At 61.0% G+C, this 19,271-nt stretch carries 16 protein-coding genes; 10 read left to right on the forward strand and 6 right to left on the reverse strand.

The annotated features are described in order from the left end of the window. The 4 genes from ACEPP2_RS06475 to ACEPP2_RS06490 form a co-directional block, all read right to left on the reverse strand. Positions 1–426, reverse strand: a complete 426-nt coding sequence (locus ACEPP2_RS06475; RefSeq protein ID WP_395516114.1) for an NUDIX domain-containing protein — start codon at positions 424–426, stop codon at positions 1–3. A 6-nt stretch (positions 427–432) separates the two neighbouring features. Then, a complete protein-coding gene (locus tag ACEPP2_RS06480; RefSeq protein ID WP_395516115.1) occupies positions 433–1,944 on the reverse strand; it encodes a DEAD/DEAH box helicase in 1,512 nt (503 codons plus the stop codon). Between the two features lie 182 nt (positions 1,945–2,126). Continuing rightward, positions 2,127–3,407, reverse strand: a complete 1,281-nt coding sequence (locus ACEPP2_RS06485; RefSeq protein WP_395516116.1) for a M23 family metallopeptidase — start codon at positions 3,405–3,407, stop codon at positions 2,127–2,129. A gap of 102 nt (positions 3,408–3,509) precedes the next feature. After that, positions 3,510–3,977, reverse strand: a complete 468-nt coding sequence (locus tag ACEPP2_RS06490; RefSeq protein ID WP_077546872.1) for a peroxiredoxin — start codon at positions 3,975–3,977, stop codon at positions 3,510–3,512. A gap of 109 nt (positions 3,978–4,086) precedes the next feature. Between ACEPP2_RS06490 and ACEPP2_RS06495 the strand changes: the two genes are divergently transcribed. Then, positions 4,087–7,476, forward strand: coding sequence for a YhdP family protein (locus ACEPP2_RS06495; protein ID WP_152340116.1), 3,390 nt, complete (start codon positions 4,087–4,089; stop codon positions 7,474–7,476). 58 nt (positions 7,477–7,534) lie between these two features. On the opposite strand, the gene tyrS is transcribed toward ACEPP2_RS06495, so the two are convergent. After that, positions 7,535–8,791 carry a tyrosine--tRNA ligase gene (gene tyrS, locus ACEPP2_RS06500; protein ID WP_152340117.1) on the reverse strand — a complete coding sequence of 419 codons (1,257 nt, stop codon included), beginning with the start codon at positions 8,789–8,791 and terminating at the stop codon, positions 7,535–7,537. A 90-nt stretch (positions 8,792–8,881) separates the two neighbouring features. On the opposite strand from tyrS, the gene ACEPP2_RS06505 reads away from it, so the two are divergent. Together ACEPP2_RS06505 and ACEPP2_RS06510 are read left to right on the forward strand one after the other, a co-directional pair. After that, the gene (locus ACEPP2_RS06505) at positions 8,882–10,006 is read left to right on the forward strand and encodes an anhydro-N-acetylmuramic acid kinase (protein ID WP_077546381.1); all 1,125 of its coding nucleotides are present in this window, start codon (positions 8,882–8,884) and stop codon (positions 10,004–10,006) included. 156 nt (positions 10,007–10,162) lie between these two features. Next, entirely contained in the window at positions 10,163–11,251 is a 1,089-nt protein-coding gene (locus ACEPP2_RS06510; protein WP_395516117.1) for a GGDEF domain-containing protein, read from the forward strand. Positions 11,252–11,341: 90 nt separating this feature from the next. Here ACEPP2_RS06510 and ACEPP2_RS06515 read toward each other — a convergent pair whose 3' ends face one another. Then, entirely contained in the window at positions 11,342–12,019 is a 678-nt protein-coding gene (locus ACEPP2_RS06515) for an alpha/beta hydrolase (RefSeq protein WP_077546379.1), read from the reverse strand. 225 nt (positions 12,020–12,244) lie between these two features. Here ACEPP2_RS06515 and ACEPP2_RS06520 point away from each other — a divergent pair, with 225 nt between their 5' ends. The 7 genes from ACEPP2_RS06520 (at position 12,245) to sufA (ending at position 19,242) form a co-directional block, all read left to right on the forward strand. After that, positions 12,245–13,411 (forward strand): cysteine desulfurase family protein, encoded by a 1,167-nt coding sequence (locus tag ACEPP2_RS06520; RefSeq protein ID WP_395516118.1) that lies wholly within the window; start codon positions 12,245–12,247, stop codon positions 13,409–13,411. A gap of 141 nt (positions 13,412–13,552) precedes the next feature. After that, positions 13,553–15,022 (forward strand): Fe-S cluster assembly protein SufB, encoded by a 1,470-nt coding sequence (gene sufB / locus ACEPP2_RS06525; protein WP_077546377.1) that lies wholly within the window; start codon positions 13,553–13,555, stop codon positions 15,020–15,022. Positions 15,023–15,084: 62 nt separating this feature from the next. After that, a complete protein-coding gene (sufC, locus tag ACEPP2_RS06530) occupies positions 15,085–15,840 on the forward strand; it encodes a Fe-S cluster assembly ATPase SufC (RefSeq protein WP_077546376.1) in 756 nt (251 codons plus the stop codon). A gap of 21 nt (positions 15,841–15,861) precedes the next feature. Further along, positions 15,862–17,139: a Fe-S cluster assembly protein SufD gene (gene sufD / locus ACEPP2_RS06535; RefSeq protein ID WP_395516119.1), complete on the forward strand. Its 1,278-nt coding sequence runs from the start codon at positions 15,862–15,864 to the stop codon at positions 17,137–17,139. A 2-nt stretch (positions 17,140–17,141) separates the two neighbouring features. After that, entirely contained in the window at positions 17,142–18,383 is a 1,242-nt protein-coding gene (locus ACEPP2_RS06540; RefSeq protein WP_395516120.1) for a cysteine desulfurase, read from the forward strand. A 10-nt stretch (positions 18,384–18,393) separates the two neighbouring features. Further along, entirely contained in the window at positions 18,394–18,774 is a 381-nt protein-coding gene (locus ACEPP2_RS06545) for an SUF system Fe-S cluster assembly protein (RefSeq protein ID WP_395516121.1), read from the forward strand. Between the two features lie 75 nt (positions 18,775–18,849). Further along, entirely contained in the window at positions 18,850–19,242 is a 393-nt protein-coding gene (gene sufA / locus ACEPP2_RS06550; protein WP_077546372.1) for a Fe-S cluster assembly scaffold SufA, read from the forward strand. Positions 19,243–19,271 lie beyond the last annotated feature (29 nt).

The following is a 19,271-nucleotide window of genomic DNA, read 5'->3' on the forward strand; positions in this document are numbered from 1 at the left end:
TCAGGCGCGCGACCTGAGCGCCGCAAAGGCTTCCGAGGCGAAGACAGAGAGGGGGGATGGTGGCTCGGCGGGATCGAACCATCCAATCTCGGAGAGCTTGTCCGGCTCCGTCAGGCTTTCTTCGCCCGAGAAGTCCCGCGTCACGTAGATCAGCGAGACCCAGTGCTGGCGATCCGCCTCGATGATCTGCTCGGTGATGCAAAGCGGTTCGACGCTGCCGATCTGCAGGCCCGTTTCTTCTTCGGCCTCCCGGCGTGCGGCCACCGCAGCAGGCTCCATCGGATCCACCTTGCCGCCAACGATGTTCCAGTGGCCCGCTTCCGGCGCACGCAGCCTGCGGCAAAGCAAAACCTTGCCTTCACCATTGAGGATCACGAGGCCAGCACCAACGCCCGGGAAATCAGTGCCAGGTGTTGCGGATGCCACGATGGTTCAGGCCTTGCCGGCGTTGGCGACGATCAGCATGAAGGCGGGGATATCGTCACCGAAGCCGATAGGTGTCGGACCGTCGTCATGGTCGCGGCGATGGCGAGAGCGGCGATCACGGCTGTCGTCATTGGCAGGGTTGGGACGGCTTGCCCGAGCTGTCGGCTGCGACCTTCTCTCGTTCCGGCGCTCTGGTCCGTTCTGCTCCTGGCTCGCTTCCACTGCAACCTCTTCAACTGTTTCTATCTCTGCGGCCGGCTCCGACTTCGGCGCCGATTCGCTGCGCTTGCCACGTCCGCGATCCTTGTCGCGACTGCGGTCCTTTGCCTGACCGCGGCCCTTGCGACCACGATCGCTGTCATGGCTTTCCATCGGCGCGGGCAGTTCCGAAAGATCGCCGCTCAACCATTCGATCTTCTTGTCGATCAGTTTTTCGATCGCATCGAGATACTTGGCATCCGATCGTGTCACCAGCGTGAAGGCTTTGCCGGAGCGACCCGCCCGGCCGGTGCGACCGATGCGATGCACATAATCTTCGGCATGGATCGGCACATCGAAGTTGAACACGTGGCCAACATCCGGAAGGTCAAGTCCTCGCGCTGCGACGTCAGAGGCAACCAGCAACTGTATTTCGCCGTCGCGGAAGCTCTGCAGCATGGTTGTGCGCGAACGCTGATCCATATCGCCGTGCAGGGCGCCGACAGAGAAGCCGTGACGCTCTAGCGAGCGGAACAGGTCAGCCACGTCCTTCTTGCGATTGCAGAAGATGATGGCGTTCTTCAGGTCTTCCTGTTCCTTGATGAGATCGCGCAAGGTAGCGCGCTTCTCGTAGTCCTTGTTGTGGGCGGCGACGAGGCGCTGAGTTACGGTAGTTGCTGTCGAAGAGGGCAGCGAGACTTCGACACGTTCCGGATTCTGCAGGAAACGGTCGGCAAGCTTCTGGATCTCCGGCGGCATGGTAGCTGAGAAGAACAGGGTCTGGCGCGTGAACGGGATCATCTTAGCGATCCGCTCAATATCCGGAATAAAGCCCATGTCGAGCATACGGTCAGCTTCGTCGATGACGAGAATTTCCACTCCGGTCATGAGCAGCTTGCCGCGCTCGCAGTGGTCGAGCAGCCGGCCAGGTGTGCAAATCAGCACGTCCGCACCCCGTTCGAGCTTGCGGTTCTGCTCCTCAAAGGAGACGCCGCCGATCAGCAGGGCTACGTTGAGCTTGTGGTTCTTGCCGTACTTCTCGAAGTTCTCCGCGACCTGGGCCGCGAGTTCGCGGGTCGGCTCCAGGATGAGCGTGCGCGGCATCCGGGCGCGGGCGCGGCCCTTCTCCAGAAGGGTCAGCATGGGCAGGACGAACGACGCCGTCTTTCCCGTTCCTGTTTGAGCGATGCCGCAGATATCACGGCGCTGCAGCGCGTGCGGAATCGCACCCAGCTGAATTGGCGTCGGTGTGGTATAGCCGGCGTCGGTGACGGCAGAGAGGACTTTCTGGCTCAGGCCAAGATCAGCAAATGTAGTCAAAGGGAAATCTGTTTCCGTTCCGGTTCTTCATAGAACACACTGGTCGGCGCACAGCGCGTGCCCAACATCTGGCGGCGAAATAAGGGTAAAAGACCGGAAAGTCAAGGAAACACGGGAGGTTTGCTGCAAGCGTGGTGAATGCGCGTGCTTAAGATGCAGCCAAGGGCGAAACTGAAATCCTGTCAGTTAAGATAGCTGGTCAACTTCATGCCCGCATTGAGAAAGTGCACGGGGTCTACGGCCTGGCCGTTTCGCCGAACCTCGTAATGAACGTGGGGTCCGGTGGATCGGCCGGTCGTTCCGGCACGGCCGATCACGTCTCCCGCGGAAACCCGGTCGCCCTTCTTGACGAGCAGCTTGGAAAGATGGCCGAAGCGCGTGGTGATACCGTGGCCGTGGTCGATCTCGACCAGATTTCCGTAACCGCCCGAATATTCGGCTGCGATCACTGTGCCTGCACCGGTGCTGACGACCTTTGCGCCGGTCGACGCCTGGAAATCGATTCCTGCATGAAAGGCGAGTTGCCCGAGGAACGGGTCTATGCGATTGCCGTAGCGACTGGTGATCGACTTTCCGGGGGCCGGATTGCCGTAGGGCAGGGCGAGGGCTGTGCCGCGAAGGGTCTCCAGCCGGTTCAGGGCGGCGTCGAGTTCCTCGATCGAAGTCTCGAATGGATCGCTAAGGGGCTCCGGTTCGACGAAGGGCCCGCCCAATCCCGTGTCGCCATCGTTCACAAGGGCATCCACGTCGATGCCGGTCCGCTTCATGATTCTGGCGATTTGGGATGCAGTTTCGGATGCGTCGACGGTCAGCGCCTCTATGCTGGCCAACTGGTTCTGTTCAAGGAGCTGCAGCGACTGCGACATGTCGGCGAACATGCGATCGGCCCTTTCCGATCGACCTTCCCGCAAGGGCGCATAGGCAAGTGTGGGAACATTGTCGGGGAGAGTAGTCTCGTCTTTGCCGAGAAGAGCGAGGATCGCGTCACTTGCTTGTCCAAGAGATGCTTCGCGCTCGTCTTTGGGAGGTTTGACTGAGACCGGTGGCGTCGTGAGCCCGACTTCCGCGGCCCGATCGAATAGATCGCCTAACTTTCCATGCCGGGAGAATAGTGCGTTCTGCTGTTCCAGGAGCTTCTGCACCTTCTGATCGATCAGCTGCTGGTCCATCATTTGCCGGGAGGTGACCCGGTCGAGCTGTGCCCTGAGGACGGATATGCGATCCTCATAGTCACGCTGCATGCGATTCTGCCGTGCCAGCGTCGCGTTGATGAGGTCGTCCCGAAGGACGAGGTATCCCGTTGCCGCCAGATAGCCAAGCGTGAAGACTGCGAGAAAGATTGCGGCAGCCGCCGTCATCCAGGGACGAATGGTCACGTGGCGTACCTTTTCGCCACTGGCAAGGATCAAGACGTGCTCGACCTTCTTGCGACCAAATGCTTTTCTGTTTCCGGAAACTACCAAGACGCTGCCCCACCATCCGACCCAAGGTCATCCGATGGCGGGATTACACCCGGTTAAGGTTAATGGACCGTTGATTTTGGGACGTTGAAGAGAGGTGCCGGCTCAGTCGCCTCTGAGCGATTTGAGCACCTCTTCCGCATGACCCGCGACCTTTACCTTGGGCCAGACGGCGCGGATGCGGCCGTCATCCCCTATGAGAAAGGTGGCGCGCTCGACGCCCATATAGCTGCGTCCATACATGCTTTTCTGCACCCAGACGCCATAGGCCTCTGATGTCCGACTTTCCTCGTCAGACGCGAGGATGACCCGCAGGCCATGTTTGGCCACGAACTTGTCGTGCCTTGAGACCGAATCCGGTGAAACCCCGATGATCGACGTATTCAACGCCTCAAACTCGGGGAGAAGGGCAGTGAAGGCAACCGCCTCCGCCGTGCAACCGGTAGTGTCGTCCTTCGGATAGAAGTACAGGACGACGTTCCGACCCCGAAAGTCGCGAAGGGAGATCGTGCCGCCGCCGTCACGCGGCAAGGTGAAATCTGGGGCATGGTCGCCGATACTCAGCTTCGTCATGATCGTCCTTTCTTTTGCCAGCATTATGAATCATCAGGCGCTCGTTCGTGTATACTAGTTCGACCGGAAAACAGATCAGTCACCGGCAAGAAGGTAGGCATACTCTCTGATGTCGGAAATCCGGGGCGAAAAGGTCAGCTTCAACAAGAAGGACATAACGCCGCTCGATCGTCTTCCATCCGCCCAGGCGGAGGATGCCATCATCGTCCACTGTCCGCCGCCCCGATCGCGAGTGCGCCGGATCGGCCGGACGCTCGTTCTCTTGGCAATGCTCGTTCTGACGGCGATCGGCAGTTCCATTTTCGCCATCGAGGGTGGGATCGTCGACGGCACGCTCTCTGCCCGAGCTACGAACGCTCTGAACGATGCGATAGGCCCTCGCTACGCGGCCTCGGTCGGGTCAGCCGCGATCCGATTCGATTCCGACTTCCGCCTAGCGATCGAAGCACGGGACGTGGATATCATCGAGCAGGCGACCGGCGCGCGCCTCACCAGAACTGCGGCGATGCGCATGGCCATCGATCCGCTGGCACTGCTGGCCGGTCGTGTTTCTATCAGGCACATGGAGGCCGATGGAATCCATGTGGATACGGGGGCATTGCCCTCGGGCGAGCCGATGGCGCTGTCGCAAGTGCGGGTTGACAAGCTGCCTGACCTTCTGGAGCAGGCGTTCCAGAGACTGGACGAGGCCAGAGGTCTGATGGCGCGGACTGGAACCCGATCCATCAGGATATCTGGTGTCGAGGTTCTGCTGCCTGCGGGCCCGGGGCGCAGTCCGCTGACCTTGCAGGTCGATGAACTGGATCTCGCACATTCGGACCCCGGCGAGATCGCTGTAACGGGAGAAGTCCGTCTTGACGGGCAGCCCGCCGCCTTGATTGCCCGCGCGTCGGTGGTGGATGGGGTCACCTCAGCACTCTCTGCGACACTGAGCGAGCTCGAGGTCACGCCCTTCCTGCTGAGACGAGCGGATGACGGCGCCGCTCGTGACGGCGTGCAAGGTACGGTCGACGTCGATCTCTCGGCAGTCAGGGCACGTGAATCCACACCTCCGGCAATCACTGCCACAGTGCGAAACTCGCCCGGGCTCTTCTACTTCGATGGAATAGAGCAGGAATTGTCCGGCGGCGCGATCAATGCTGCCTATGACTTCTCGAAGCATTCACTCGAATTGCTCCAGTCGGAAATCCGGTTCGGGCCGACAGTCGTCCCGTTCGTCGGTGCCGTCATCGACCTCAATCGACTTGTGCCGGGGGAAACCCGCCCCGGCTTCGGTATCAATCTGCTGGTCAGCGGTGGGCGGGCGGTTGCCGAAGGTTCCGCCGAAGAACCGACGACCTTCGATCTGCGAGCGGGGGGGCACTATCTTGCCGTGGAGCGGGAACTGCAGTTCGACGACATGATGGTATCGAGTCCCCAGGGAACCATGGCCGGGTCACTCAAGGTCCGGTTTGGGGACGAGTCGCCGGAGATCAGCTTCGGCGCGAGGTTGCCGAGCATGCAGGTTACGGGGGTGAAGCAGCTATGGCCCTTCTGGATGGCCCGCAAGGCGCGCGAATGGGCGACCCAGAACATGTTCGGCGGTACGGTCACGAACGGATCGCTGGCGGTGTTTATCCCTGCCGGAAGGATGAAAGGACCCGGTCATCCGCTGGAGCTGGACGATGATGAATTGCAGATCAGCTTCGCCATCGACGACGCCCGAATGAACCTGCCAGGCCAGATCCCGCCGCTCCGGGATGTTGAAGGTCGTTTCGACCTGCGTGGCGAGGTCATGAACGTCGATATCGCTTCCGCCGCCTCCTACTTTCCCTCAGGCAGGTCAGTCGCCGTCCGCGACTCGCGCTTTGTGCTGCGTTCGACCTATGCAAAACCCTTGATGGGCGACCTGTCGCTTCAGGTCTCGGGGGCCGCCGACGCGATTGCCGAGCTCGCAAATTTCCCGCCGTTGAATGCGCTGAAGGACACCGACTTCGCTCCGGAGGACTTCTCGGGATATGCAAGTGCAAAAGTGACGGCTCAGTTCGGGTTGATCTCTGAGCACCAGCCACCCGAGCCGACATGGAATACCGAAATTCAATTGAACGACGTAAACGTTGCGCAGGAGTTCTCCGGGCGATCAGTCAGCGACGTATTTGGCGTCCTTAAGGTCGATCCTCAGGCGGCCCGCCTCGAGGCGAAGGCTGCCATCGACGGCGTGCCTGCGGAGATCGCACTGGTTGAGCCTGTCGGGACGCGATCGATGGTGGCCAGGGAGCGGGTGGTCACGGCAACGCTCAACAACGCTCAGCGCGACGTGTTGACGCCGGGCCTCGACGACATCGTCGATGGGTCGATGAAGGCCGAAGTGCGCCTGCTCGAAAACGATCGACAGAGCCTCAAGCTTGACCTGACGAACGCCACGCTGTCTGTCCCCGGAATAGGCTGGAGCAAGGGAAGTGGCATTCCGGCGCGGGCCACGTTCGATGTCGTGAAGGACGGAGAGACTGACCGGGTCGAGAACTTCGAACTGAGCGGCGAAGGGTTTGGCGCGCAAGGAAGCCTTTCCCTGCAGGATGGCGCGCTACAGACGGCTCAGTTTTCCAGGATGCGACTGTCGCCGAGCGACGACTTCGCCGCCAGCGTGAAGCGACAACGTGGGGGGCTGCAGGTGACGGTGACCGGTTCATCAGCCGACATGCGGCCCGTGCTTCGCCAGCTGCGTTCATCGAGTCGCTCAGACGATGGCGGGGACATGGACGTCACGGTGGAGCTGAAACTCGACCAGGCGATAGGCTTCAACGACGAGAGGCTTCAAAACGTATCGATGCTGTTTTCCGCCGCTGGCGGGACTGTCTCGGCGGCTGATCTCTCGGCGGTCACGAGCACTGGCGAAGCGGTCGTCAGCCGCATGCAGCAAGGGAACACGATTTCACTGACCAGTGGTGATGCGGGCGCCGTTGCGCGTTTTGCCAATCTCTATAACAGGATGCGCGGCGGCCTGTTGAACCTCACGCTGAGGGCGCAGGAAGGACGCATCTGGAGCGGCTCGATCGACATTCGCAACTTTGGCTTGGTGAACGAAGAGAAGCTGCAGTCTCTCGTGTCTACGCCGGTCGGCAAGGACGGGCGCAGCCTGAATGCTGCGGTGAAGCGTGATATCGACATCAGTTCCGCCCGCTTCCAGCGTGGCTTCGCGAGGATCGTCTACCGCGACAGCGTGCTTGCGGTGGAGAACGGGATCGTCCGCGGCGAGCAGATCGGTGCAAGCTTCCAGGGCGTGGTACGTGATGCTGCAGGCAACACCGATCTCACCGGCACCTTCATGCCCGCCTATGGGCTGAACCGACTGTTTGGTGAACTGCCGATCATCGGCGCCATCCTCGGGAATGGGCGCGACCGCGGTCTGATCGGGATCACGTTCAAGCTGGAGGGGCCATTCGCGGAGCCGCGACTGACGATCAATCCGCTGTCAATCATTGCACCAGGCATTTTCCGGCAGATCTTCGAATTCCAGTAGAGCGGGAAAGACCCGGCGCGCGGGCCGGGCCTGTTCCAGATGCTCCGCCTCCTGCGGATCAGGCCGGGCGGACGAGGATGTGCTTCTTCTTGCCAAGCGAGAGCTTGATGACGCCCGCTTCCGTGACATCGGAGCTGCCGATCATCGTGCGTTCGTCAGCAACCGGCCGGTCGTTGATCTTTACCGCGCCGCCCTGCACATGCCGGCGCGCTTCGCCGTTCGAAGCCGCCAGGCCAGCCCGTACCATCAGCGCAAGGAGGCCTGTGCTCGCTTCGATTTCGGCGGTGGGTATCTCCACAGTTGGCAGATTTTCGGCCAATGCGCCTTCCTCGAAGGTCTTGCGGGCGGTCTCGGCTGCCTCCTCGGCTGCCTGCCGACCATGCAGCATGGCGGTGATTTCAGTTGCGAGGATCTTCTTGACCTCGTTGATTTCCGTCCCGCCAAGCGCCGAAAGCCTGGCGATTTCGTCCATCGGCAGCGTCGTGTACAGCTTGAGGAACCGAGCGACATCGGCGTCCTCCGTATTGCGCCAGTACTGCCAGAAGTCGTAGGCGGACAGCATGTCGGGGTTCAGCCAGACCGCGCCGTTAATGGACTTGCCCATCTTCGCGCCCGAGGAGGTGGTCAGCAACGGCGAGGTCAGCGCGTAGAGCTGCGGCGTCCCCATCCGGTGACCGAGGTCGATGCCGTTGATGATGTTGCCCCACTGGTCCGATCCGCCCATCTGCAGCCGGCATTCGTAGCGTTGGTTAAGTTCGACGAAATCGTAAGCCTGGAGGATCATGTAGTTGAACTCTAGGAATGACAGCGACTGCTCTCGGTCGAGGCGCGTCTTCACGCTGTCGAAGGACAACATGCGGTTGACGGAGAAATGGCGTCCGACATCGCGCAGGAACTCGAGGTAGTTCAGCTCGCGAAGCCATTCGGCATTGTTCACCATGAGGGCACCGCCCTTGGGCCCCTTGTCATAGTCGAGGTAGTTGGAGAACACCCGCTTGATCGACGCGATATTGCTCTCGATCGTGTCGATGGTCATCAGCTGGCGTGCTTCCTCCTTGAAGGAAGGATCGCCGACCATGCCGGTGCCGCCACCCATAAGCGAGATGGGCTGATGACCCGTTGCCTGTAGCCAGTGCAGCATCATGATCTGGATGAGCCCGCCGGCATGCAGACTGGGAGCGGTCGGGTCGAAGCCGATATAGGCCGTCACGCTCTCCTTCGCGAGCAGGTCATCGAGGCCGCTTTCATCGGAAACCTGATGGATGAAGCCGCGCTCATGCATGGTGCGGAGGAAATCGGACTTGAAGCTGGACATGACGTTCTCTGAAAGGAATTCCGGATACGCGCGGGCCTCTACCACTGTTTTCGCGCATAATCACTCCAAAATTGATTCTGGATGCCATCAATGGACGGGATGAAAACAGCAATCGGTCTCATGAGCGGGACATCGATGGATGGCATCGATATTGCCCTCTTGCATACAGATGGCGGACGTCGCGTGGAGCGTGGAGCCTTCCTTGGCATTCCCTACGAGAACGCATTCCGCCAGAGGCTCAAGCAGGCGCTGGAGGACGCGAGGGTGGCCCGTTTCCGCGACGACCGCCCCGGGTGTCTCTTGAGCGTTGAAGATGAGTTGACGCGTCGGCATGCTGAAGCAGTTGAAAAGTTCCTGCAGCTCAATGGACTCTCGGCTTCCGAGATCGATGTCATCGGCTTCCATGGGCAGACCGTGCTGCATCGGCCCGAGCAGAGGCTGACGATCCAGTTGGGTGACGGTCAATGCCTGGCCGACCTGACCCGCATACCCGTTGTCTTCGACATGCGCGCAAACGACATGGCCCATGGCGGGCAGGGGGCCCCCCTGGTGCCCGCCTATCACGCCGCCCTTGCGGAAGGGCTTCAGCTTCCGGAGTGGCCAGTCTGCTTTGTAAACATCGGCGGCATCTCCAATCTCACCTTCATCGGCACCGACGGCGAAATCGTCGCCTACGACAGCGGACCTGGAAACAGTCTGATCGACCAGTGGGTGGACGCGAATGCGGGCGTCCCCTACGATCAGGGTGGGCTGATTGCCTCCGAGGGCCAGATCGACCATGACCTGGCGGGGACTTATCTCTCGCAGCCATTCTTCACGGACAAGCGGCGCCGTTCCCTGGACCGAAACGACTTCCTCCCGCCGGCCGGCCATCAGGTGGAACTGGCTGATGGGGCCAGGACGCTCGCCTATGTGGCTGCGGCATCAATCATCCAGTCGTCCAAGCACCTGCCTGAGCCGCCCGGCTTGTATGTCGTCTGTGGGGGCGGACGCCTTAACGAGGTGCTCATGGCGGATCTTCGCGAACTCGCTGGCGAACGCGACGCCCGCGTTGCCACCGCGGAGGAAGCAGGGCTGGACGGTGACGCGATGGAAGCGGAAGCCTGGGCCTATCTGGCTGTCCGGAGCATGAAGGGCTTGCCCTTGACCTTTCCTGGGACAACCGGGGTGCCAAGTCCCATGAAGGGCGGGTTGGTGGCATCGCCCTCAACGTGATGATGTTAATCTTTTGTCGTTACTAACAGTTGTGTTTGCGATGCAAAAGCGCGCCCACTGCGCGACTGTTCAACAAGCTGGTCCACTATGTCTGCTGCCGCGTTATTTCTTTGGGTCAATTTCCTCATCGGTGTGTGTTTCAGTGCGGTTTTCGCAGTGGTCTCCATTTACAGCCGCTGGCGCTCGTCCGCTCTTCTATTCTCCGGCGGCCTGTTCATCGCGTCGTTGACGATGATCTCCGAACTCGGCGTGGCCTATGCCAGTAATCCCGCACCCTGGTCCTTTGCTGTCTATGGAACCGTGCTGGCCGGGCTCGTGCTGCTACATTGGGGCGTCTCCCTCCTCTACGATCGGCCTTTCTCGGTACGGGCCGCTCTGCCAATCTTTCTCTTGGGCATGGCCGGGTATCTTATGGTGCGAGAAGTCCCGCGGACGTGGTGGGGGTACGGTTTCGTCTATCAGGGTCCCTATGCGGTGGTCACGTTCTCGGCCGCAATCACTGTCTTCCTCTCGGATCGTAAGACGGCGATGGACAAGGCGCTCGGTTTCGTCCTGGCATTCAGCGGGGCGCATTTCCTGGTCAAGGCGACCCTTGCGGCCCTGATGGGCCCGGGCGCGACCCCAAGTGCTTATATATCCACGTCCTATGCCGTGATGTCGCAGAGCATAACGGCAGTCCTGATCGTTGCCGTGGGGCTGATGCTGCTCGCTGTTCTGACGCTGGACATCATGGCAGTGGAGCGGGGCCATGCAGAACATGACAGCCTGTCCGGGCTCGCCAACCGCAGAGGCCTTGATAAAGCGGCGAAGAGGATGGTCGACAGTTCCGGCGATCGTCAGCATGCCGTCATCCTGTGCGACATCGATCATTTCAAGTCGATCAACGACAGCTATGGCCACCACGCCGGCGATATGGTCATCAGTGCCTTCGCGAGGATGATCACGACGCTTGCCGGAACCGGTGCGATCGTCGCGCGCATTGGCGGAGAAGAATTCGCGGTCCTGCTACCCGGGACGTCTCCGGCCATCGCCGTTGCCGTTGCAGATACATTGAGGATCGGTACCCGCAAGATGACGGTACCCGGTCTGCCCGGCGGTTCTGTCGTAACCGCCAGCTTCGGTGTCGCGGCTCTGCCTGCGAACGGTGACCTGGAGACTGCATTGCGCCAGGCGGATGCCGCGCTGTACGATGCCAAGCGAGGCGGCCGGGATCGTGTCCATCAGGCGCGCAGTCTGGCCGCTTGAACGCCTGGCAGCAGGTACCACCCCGCAATGGCTCTGAACGCGAACGGCCGCCCGTTACGGCGGCCGCTAAAGCTCGCAGTGCTGTTCGGCTTACCTTATCCGTTTGGCAGCAGGTTCAGGCACCAGATCGCCTTCGAGGCGGCGGTCGAGATAATCCTCGCACTCCGCCAGCAAATGGTCGACCTGACCATTGAAGAAGTGGTTCGCACCTTCCACCGTCTTGTGCGTGATCAGGATGCCCTTCTGGGTCTTCAGTTTGTCGACCAGACCCAGGACGTCCTTTTCGGGCGCCACCTTGTCGGCATTGCCATGAATGATCAGGCCGGACGAGGGGCAGGGCGCCAGGAAGGAAAAATCGTAGATATTCGGCTGTGGCGCGATCGACATGAAGCCTTCAATTTCGGGGCGGCGCATGAGAAGCTGCATTCCGATCCACGCGCCGAAGGAATAACCGGCGACCCAGCAGCTCTTGGAGTCCGGATGAAGGCTCTGGACCCAATCGAGAGCGGATGCCGCGTCCGAAAGCTCGCCTGCGCCGTGGTCGAACTCTCCCTGGCTGCGTCCGATGCCACGAAAATTGAACCGAAGCGTCGTGAAGCCGCGCTTCTGGAACATGTAGAAGAGCTGGTAGACGATCTGGTTGTTCATCGTGCCGCCGAACTGCGGATGCGGATGCAGGATGATGGCGATCGGCGCGCTTTTTTCCTTGGAAGGCTGGTAGCGGCCTTCCAGTCGACCTGCGGGGCCGTTGAAGATGACTTCGGGCATTGGTACTCCGGTCACGTGTTCTGGTCGTGCACTGAGCGCCAAGTAAGACTTGACGAAGCCGGTCAGCTTTTCTAGAACTCAGTTTAGAACCATTCGAAACTTGGGCCGCCTGATGGCCGGCTGACGTCTCTTACGGCAAGGCTGTTTTGAATTTCAAGAAAAATGCGGCTGCTCCGGCGCTGCGCTGAGTTGACCGGGTATCTAGGAAGGAAAACGGGTCGGGCAATGGCTTTGGCACGCGTGTACATGGACTGGAACGCGACCGCTCCGCTCATGGATGAAGCGCGGCAGGCGATGGTCGACGCGTTTGCACTTCCCGGCAATGCTTCCTCCGTCCACGCCGAAGGCCGTGCGGCTCGTGCGGCTGTCGAGAGGGCCCGACGTCATGTTGCCGCTCTTGTCGGGGCGGAGCCCGCCCATGTGATCTTCACGAGCGGTGCGACCGAAGCGATCAATCATGTGTTGACACCTGATTTCCGTATGGGGCGCTCACCGCTCAAGGTAAGCCGCCTCTATGCTTCGGCGATCGAGCACTCAGCCGTCCGCGAAGGCGGACGGTTCGCCCCGGAGCAGATAAGCCGGTTCGCCGCCACGCGCTCAGGTGTCGTGGATCTCGATGCCCTGGAACAGGCGCTGGCAGGCCACGATCGGTCAGCCGGTCTGCCTATGGTGGCGTTGATGCTGGTCAACAACGAGACCGGCGTCATCCAGCCTGTTTCCGAAGCTGCGCAGATCGTGCATCGGTATGGCGGGCTTTTCATCGTGGACGCGGTCCAGGCTGTTGGTCGCATACCGGTGGACATTGCTGCTCTCGATGCGGATTTCCTGATCCTCACATCCCACAAGATCGGCGGCCCGAAGGGGGTGGGGGCCTTGGTGGCGCGGGGTGAGGTCCTGATGCCGGAGCCTCTCATCCGGGGCGGCGGCCAGGAGAAGGGTCACCGGTCGGGGACAGAGAATTTCCACGCGATCATTGGCTTCGCGGCTGCGGCTGAAGCAGCACTTGAAGGATTAGGCGAGCGAAATTCTCTAATCCCCCGTTTGCGCGATGATCTGGAGGCTGGAATGCTTGCCGCAGCGCCGGACGTCATCATCCATGGGCGTGACGTCGACCGGGTCGCCAATACCTGCTTTTTCAGCCTCCCGGGCTTGAAGTCGGAAACAGGGCAGATCGCTTTTGATCTCGAAGGAGTTGCGATCTCGGCAGGCTCCGCGTGCTCCTCCGGAAAGGTGGGGCAGAGCCAGGTGCTGACGGCCATGGGATTCGACAACGAGATCGGAGGCCTGCGGATTTCCATTGGGCCCAAGACCACCCGAGATGACATTGCAGCGACGCTTGCTGCGTTCAAGAAGATTTCCGACCGGCGACGTCCGGCAGGAGAGGCTGCCTAGCAGCAATAAACTTGCGGAAAGGCAACTTTCCGCTTGCCGCGAGGTGTGAAACGCGCCTTTTGGCAACTACATAAAGGCGGAACTTCCCGTCCGAACAAAGAGGCGCCGGCTCGACTGCCGGCTGACAGTTGGAGAACGCGCATGCCTGCCGTCCAGGAGACAATCGATCAGGTCCGTGGGATCGACATCGATCAGTACAAATACGGCTTCGAGACCGTTATCGAAGTGGACAAGGCCCCGAAAGGTCTTTCCGAAGACATCATCCGCTTCATCTCGGCCAAGAAGCAGGAGCCGGAATGGATGCTGGAATGGCGTCTCGACGCCTATCGCCGCTGGCTGACCATGGAAGAGCCGACCTGGGCACGCGTCGACTATCCGAAGATCGACTTCAACGATATCTACTATTATGCGGCGCCGAAGAACCTGACGGGGCCGACGTCGCTGGATGAAGTCGATCCGGAACTCCTGCGCACCTATGAAAAGCTCGGTATCCCGCTCCGCGAGCAGGAAATCCTGGCCGGCGTGAAGACCTCCAAGGTCGCCGTCGATGCTGTCTTCGACTCCGTCTCGGTCGTGACCACCTTCCGGAAGGAACTTGAGAAAGCCGGCGTGATCTTCATGTCGATCTCCGAGGCCATCCGCGAGCATCCAGAGCTCATCAAGAAGTATCTGGGCTCGGTGGTTCCGACCACTGACAACTACTATGCGACGTTGAACGCCGCCGTATTCACCGATGGATCCTTCGTCTTCGTCCCGAAGGGTGTCCGTTGCCCGATGGAGCTGTCGACCTATTTCCGCATCAACGAGAAGAACACCGGCCAGTTTGAGCGCACGCTGATCATCGTCGAAGAAGGCGGCTACGTTTCTTATCTCGAGGGCTGCACGGCGCCGCAGCGTGACGAGAACCAGCTGCACGCGGCTGTTGTCGAACTCGTTGCGCTGGATGATGCAGAGATCAAGTATTCGACGGTGCAGAACTGGTTCCCTGGCGATGCCCAGGGCAAGGGCGGCATCTATAACTTCGTCACCAAGCGTGGCGATTGCCGCGGCGCTCGCTCCAAGATCTCCTGGACACAGGTCGAGACCGGTTCGGCGATCACGTGGAAGTATCCGAGCTGCATCCTGCGTGGCGACGACAGCCGCGGCGAGTTCTACTCGATCGCTGTCTCCAACGGCCACCAGCAGATCGACTCCGGTACGAAGATGATCCACCTCGGCAAGAACACGTCGAGCCGCATCATCTCGAAGGGGATTTCCGCCGGTAAGTCGCAGAACACCTATCGCGGCCAGGTCTCGATCCATCGTCGCGCCGAGAATGCCCGCAACTTCACCAATTGCGATTCGCTGCTGATCGGCGACAAGTGCGGCGCGCACACGGTGCCCTACATCGAGGTAAAGAATGCGTCCGGGCAGGTGGAGCACGAGGCGACGACCTCCAAGATTTCCGAGGACCAGAAGTTCTACGTCATGCAGCGCGGCATCCCGGAAGAGGAGGCGATCGCGCTCATCGTCAACGGCTTCGTCAAGGACGTTATCCAGGAGCTGCCGATGGAATTCGCCGTCGAGGCGCAGAAGCTGATCGGCATTTCGCTCGAAGGTTCTGTGGGCTGACGCCACCAATTCGCAATCTACGTGCGCTGCACGCAACGATGTTTGTCCGAGAGGATTTGTAAATGCTTGAGATCAAGAACCTGCACGCCCGCATCGCCGAAGACGGCACCGAGATCATCCGCGGCCTGAACCTGTCCGTAAAGCCGGGTGAGGTCGCAGCCATCATGGGGCCGAACGGCTCGGGCAAGTCGACCTTGTCCTATATCCTGTCCGGCCGCGAAGACTACGAAGTCACCGAGGGTGACATCCTCTACAACGGCGAGAGCATTCTCGAACTCGACCCGGCGGAGCGCGCCTCCAAGGGCATCTTCCTCGCTTTCCAGTACCCGGTCGAGATCCCGGGCGTTGCCACCATGCAGTTCCTCAAGATCGCGATGAACGAGCAGCGCAAGGCGCGTGGCGAAGAAGAACTCACGACCCCGGAATTCATGCGTCGGGTCAAGGAAGCCGCTGGCGAGTTGAAGATCGATCCTGCAATGCTGCGCCGGCCGTTGAACGTCGGCTTCTCGGGTGGCGAGAAGAAGCGCGCGGAAATCCTGCAGATGGCGCTGCTCGAGCCGAAGCTCTGCATCCTGGACGAGACCGATTCCGGCCTCGATATCGATGCGCTGAAGATCGTTGCGGATGGCGTCAATGCGCTGAAGTCCCCCGATCGCGCCGTGATCGTCATCACGCACTACCAGCGCCTGCTCGAATACATCGTCCCGGACACGGTCCACGTGCTCTACAAGGGCCAGGTCATCCGCTCCGGAGACAAGAACCTGGCGCTCGAACTCGAAGCCAATGGCTATGCAGACATCATCGGGGAAGCTGCCTGAACCCCCGGGAAGGATGTAGACATGAACATTCAGATGACCAATCGCCTGACGGCAGCCGAAACGGCGCTGATCGAGGCCTATAACGAACAGATGGGGAGCCTGCCGGGGAACGGTGCTGTTGCCGGTACTCGCGACCGTCTGCTGGACGACCTGAAGACGTCCGGGCTCCCGACGCGCCGGGTCGAATCCTGGCACTATACGGACCTGCGCACGTTGCTGCGGGCTGTGCCGACCGCGAACGCGGTGGTGCCGACGATTGAACCCATTGCTTCGCTCATTGAAGGCGCACAGGTATTGCCGGTCCTTCAGGGTGCTGCCGCGCCGTCCGTTTCCGTCGATGGCGCCGAGGTGTCCAGTTTCGCCGACACCCTCGTCAGTGGTGCGGCCGCGCAATCGCTCACAGCCCGCGACAAGGACGATGCGATCGGCAAGATCAACGGCAGCTTTGTCCGCGACGGCTACCAGATCAACGTGCCGGCCGGCGCAACGGTAGACGCGCCGATCGAACTGCAGGCGCTGCACGGGGCAGGGCAGGTTCATACCCGCTTCCCGGTGACGTTCGGCGCGGGTTCCCGGGCGACGATCATCGAACGTCACCGCTCGGTGACTGGTGACGCCGCCTTCGTATCCTCCATCAGCGACCTGACACTGGAAGAGGGTGCCGACGTGGTTTGGGTGATCCTGCAGGAGCAGGGCGCCGATGACACGCATCTCGGCCAGATCCGCGTGCGCTTTGCAGCCGAAGCGAAGCTGAAGCTCTTCGTCGTCAATGTCGGCGGCAAGCTGGTGCGACAGGAACTGCGGATCGACGTCGAGGGCGAGGGCAGCGAACTGACCCTCCGCGGCGTCAATCTCCTCGGCCAGGAAACCCACACGGACGTCACGCTGGTGCTCGGCCACAACGTGCCGCACACCAGTTCGACCGAGATCATCCGCAACGTGGTCTTCGACCGGGCCAAGGGCGTATTCCAGGGCATGATCCGCGTCGCGCCTGACGCCCAGAAGACCGATGCCAAGATGGCTTGCAACACGCTCCTGCTGACGGACGACGGCGAGTTTTCCGTGAAGCCCGAGTTGGAGATCTTCGCCGACGACGTGGTCTGCGGCCACGGTGCGACCGTCACGGACATCGACAAGAACCACCTCTACTATCTGCGCTCGCGCGGGATCCCGGAGAACGTGGCACGGGCCATGCTGGTCAATGCCTTCGTCGCCGAGATTGTCGAGGAACTCGAGGACGAAAAGCTGGTCGAGGCGCTGGAAAGCGTCATCTCGACCTGGCTGGAAAAGCACGCCTGACCATGGACCAGATCACGCCAGCGACAGAATACGATGTTGAAGTCATTCGCCGGGATTTTCCGATCCTGTCGCGGGAGGTCTACGGCAAGCCTCTGGTGTATCTGGACAATGGCGCCTCGGCCCAGAAGCCGCAGGTCGTGATCGACGCGATAGCACACGCCTATTCGCAGGAATATGCGAATGTCCATCGCGGCCTGCACTTCTTGTCGAACGCGGCGACGGATGCCTATGAAGGCGCTCGCGAGAAGGTAAGACGGTTCCTCAACGCTCCATCGGTGGACGACATCGTCTTCACGAAGTCCTCCACTGAGGCCATCAATACGGTGGCGTATGGCTGGGGGATGCCGAAGATCGGCGAGGACGACGAGATCGTCATCACCATCATGGAGCACCACTCCAACATCGTGCCGTGGCATTTCATCCGGGAGCGACAGGGCGCGAAGCTGGTCTGGGTGCCGGTCGATGAGGACGGCGCCTTCCACATCGAGGACTTCGAGAAGTCGCTGACGGACAAGACCAAGCTCGTCGCCATCACGCATATGTCGAATGCGCTGGGGACGGTGGTCCCCGTCAAGGAAGTCTGCCGCATCGCTCATGAGCGTGGCATTCCGGTTTTGATCGACGGTAGCCAGGGCGCGGTTCACATGCCGGTGGACGTCCAGGACATCGACTGCGACTGGTACGTCATGACGGGCCACAAGCTCTACGGGCCCTCCGGCATCGGCGTGCTCTACGGAAAGAAGGAGCGGCTGCAGGAGATGCGACCCTTCCAGGGCGGCGGTGAGATGATCGTCGACGTCAGCGAAGACGAGATCACCTACAACGATCCGCCGCATCGGTTCGAAGCGGGAACGCCCCCGATCGTCCAGGCGATCGGCCTTGGCTACGCGCTCGACTATATCGACACAATCGGACGCGAAGCGATTGCGAAGCATGAAGCCGATCTGGCGGCTTACGCCGCTGAACGGCTGCGGGCGATCAATTCGCTGCGGATCATCGGCAATGCACCGGGGAAGGGCGCGATCTTCTCCTTCGAACTCGCCGGGATTCATGCCCACGACGTCTCGATGGTCATCGATCGCCGAGGTGTCGCCGTCCGTGCCGGTACCCATTGCGCCATGCCGCTCTTGAAGCGGTTCGGCGTTACCTCCACATGCCGCGCATCGTTCGGCATGTACAATACACGTGCCGAGGTCGACGCTCTGGCAGATGCGCTCGACTACGCCCGTACATTCTTTGCCTGAGGACCTTGCCATGGCCGTGGAAGACAGCGAACTGAAGTGGGATGCCCGCGAAGGCATCGTCCAGTCGGCGATCCCGCAGGAAGAACTGGCGCGGCTTAGCGATGACATCATCGCCGCGCTGAAGACCGTCTATGATCCGGAAATTCCAGCGGACATCTTCGAGCTTGGCCTGATCTACAAGATCGACATCGAGGACGATCGCATGGTCAAGATCGTCATGACCTTGACGGCCCCCGGCTGCCCCGTCGCCGGGGAGATGCCTGGCTGGGTGGAGAATGCGGTCGGAGCCGTGGAGGGTGTCTCTGGCGTCGAGGTCGCGATGACCTTCGATCCGCCGTGGACGCCGGAGCGGATGTCCGAAGAGGCTCAGGTCGCCGTCGGCTGGTATTGATCGCCTTACGGGCGCAACCTACATTGATCCAACAGCACCGGCCCTTTGCGCCGGAGGTGGAAGGAGCATTGGCCCATGGGCTTTGCAGTAATGAGCATGACGGACGCCGCGGCCGACCGCGTCAAGGCGATTGTCGGGAACTCCGGTCCTGATGCCAAAGGCGTGCGCGTCGGCATCAAGAAGGGCGGCTGTGCCGGGATGGAGTACACAATCGATCTGGTCACGGAGCCGAATCCCAAGGACGACCTGATCGAGCACGCGGGTGCGCAAGTCTGGGTCGAGCCCTCTGCCGTCCTTTACCTCCTCGGCACCCAGATGGATTTCGAATCGACGAAGATGAGATCGGGCTTCACCTTCGTGAATCCGAACCAGACGTCGGCATGCGGCTGCGGCGAGTCAGTCGAATTGAAGCCGGCTGATCTGGCTGCATTGGCACGCGAGCGCGCCGAGCAGTCGCACGCAGGCTGAGCCGTCCTTCCGCTTCCTGCTGCGACTTT

Source organism: Pseudorhizobium flavum, from assembly GCF_044142885.1.
GTDB classification, from domain to species: domain Bacteria; phylum Pseudomonadota; class Alphaproteobacteria; order Rhizobiales; family Rhizobiaceae; genus Neorhizobium; species Neorhizobium flavum.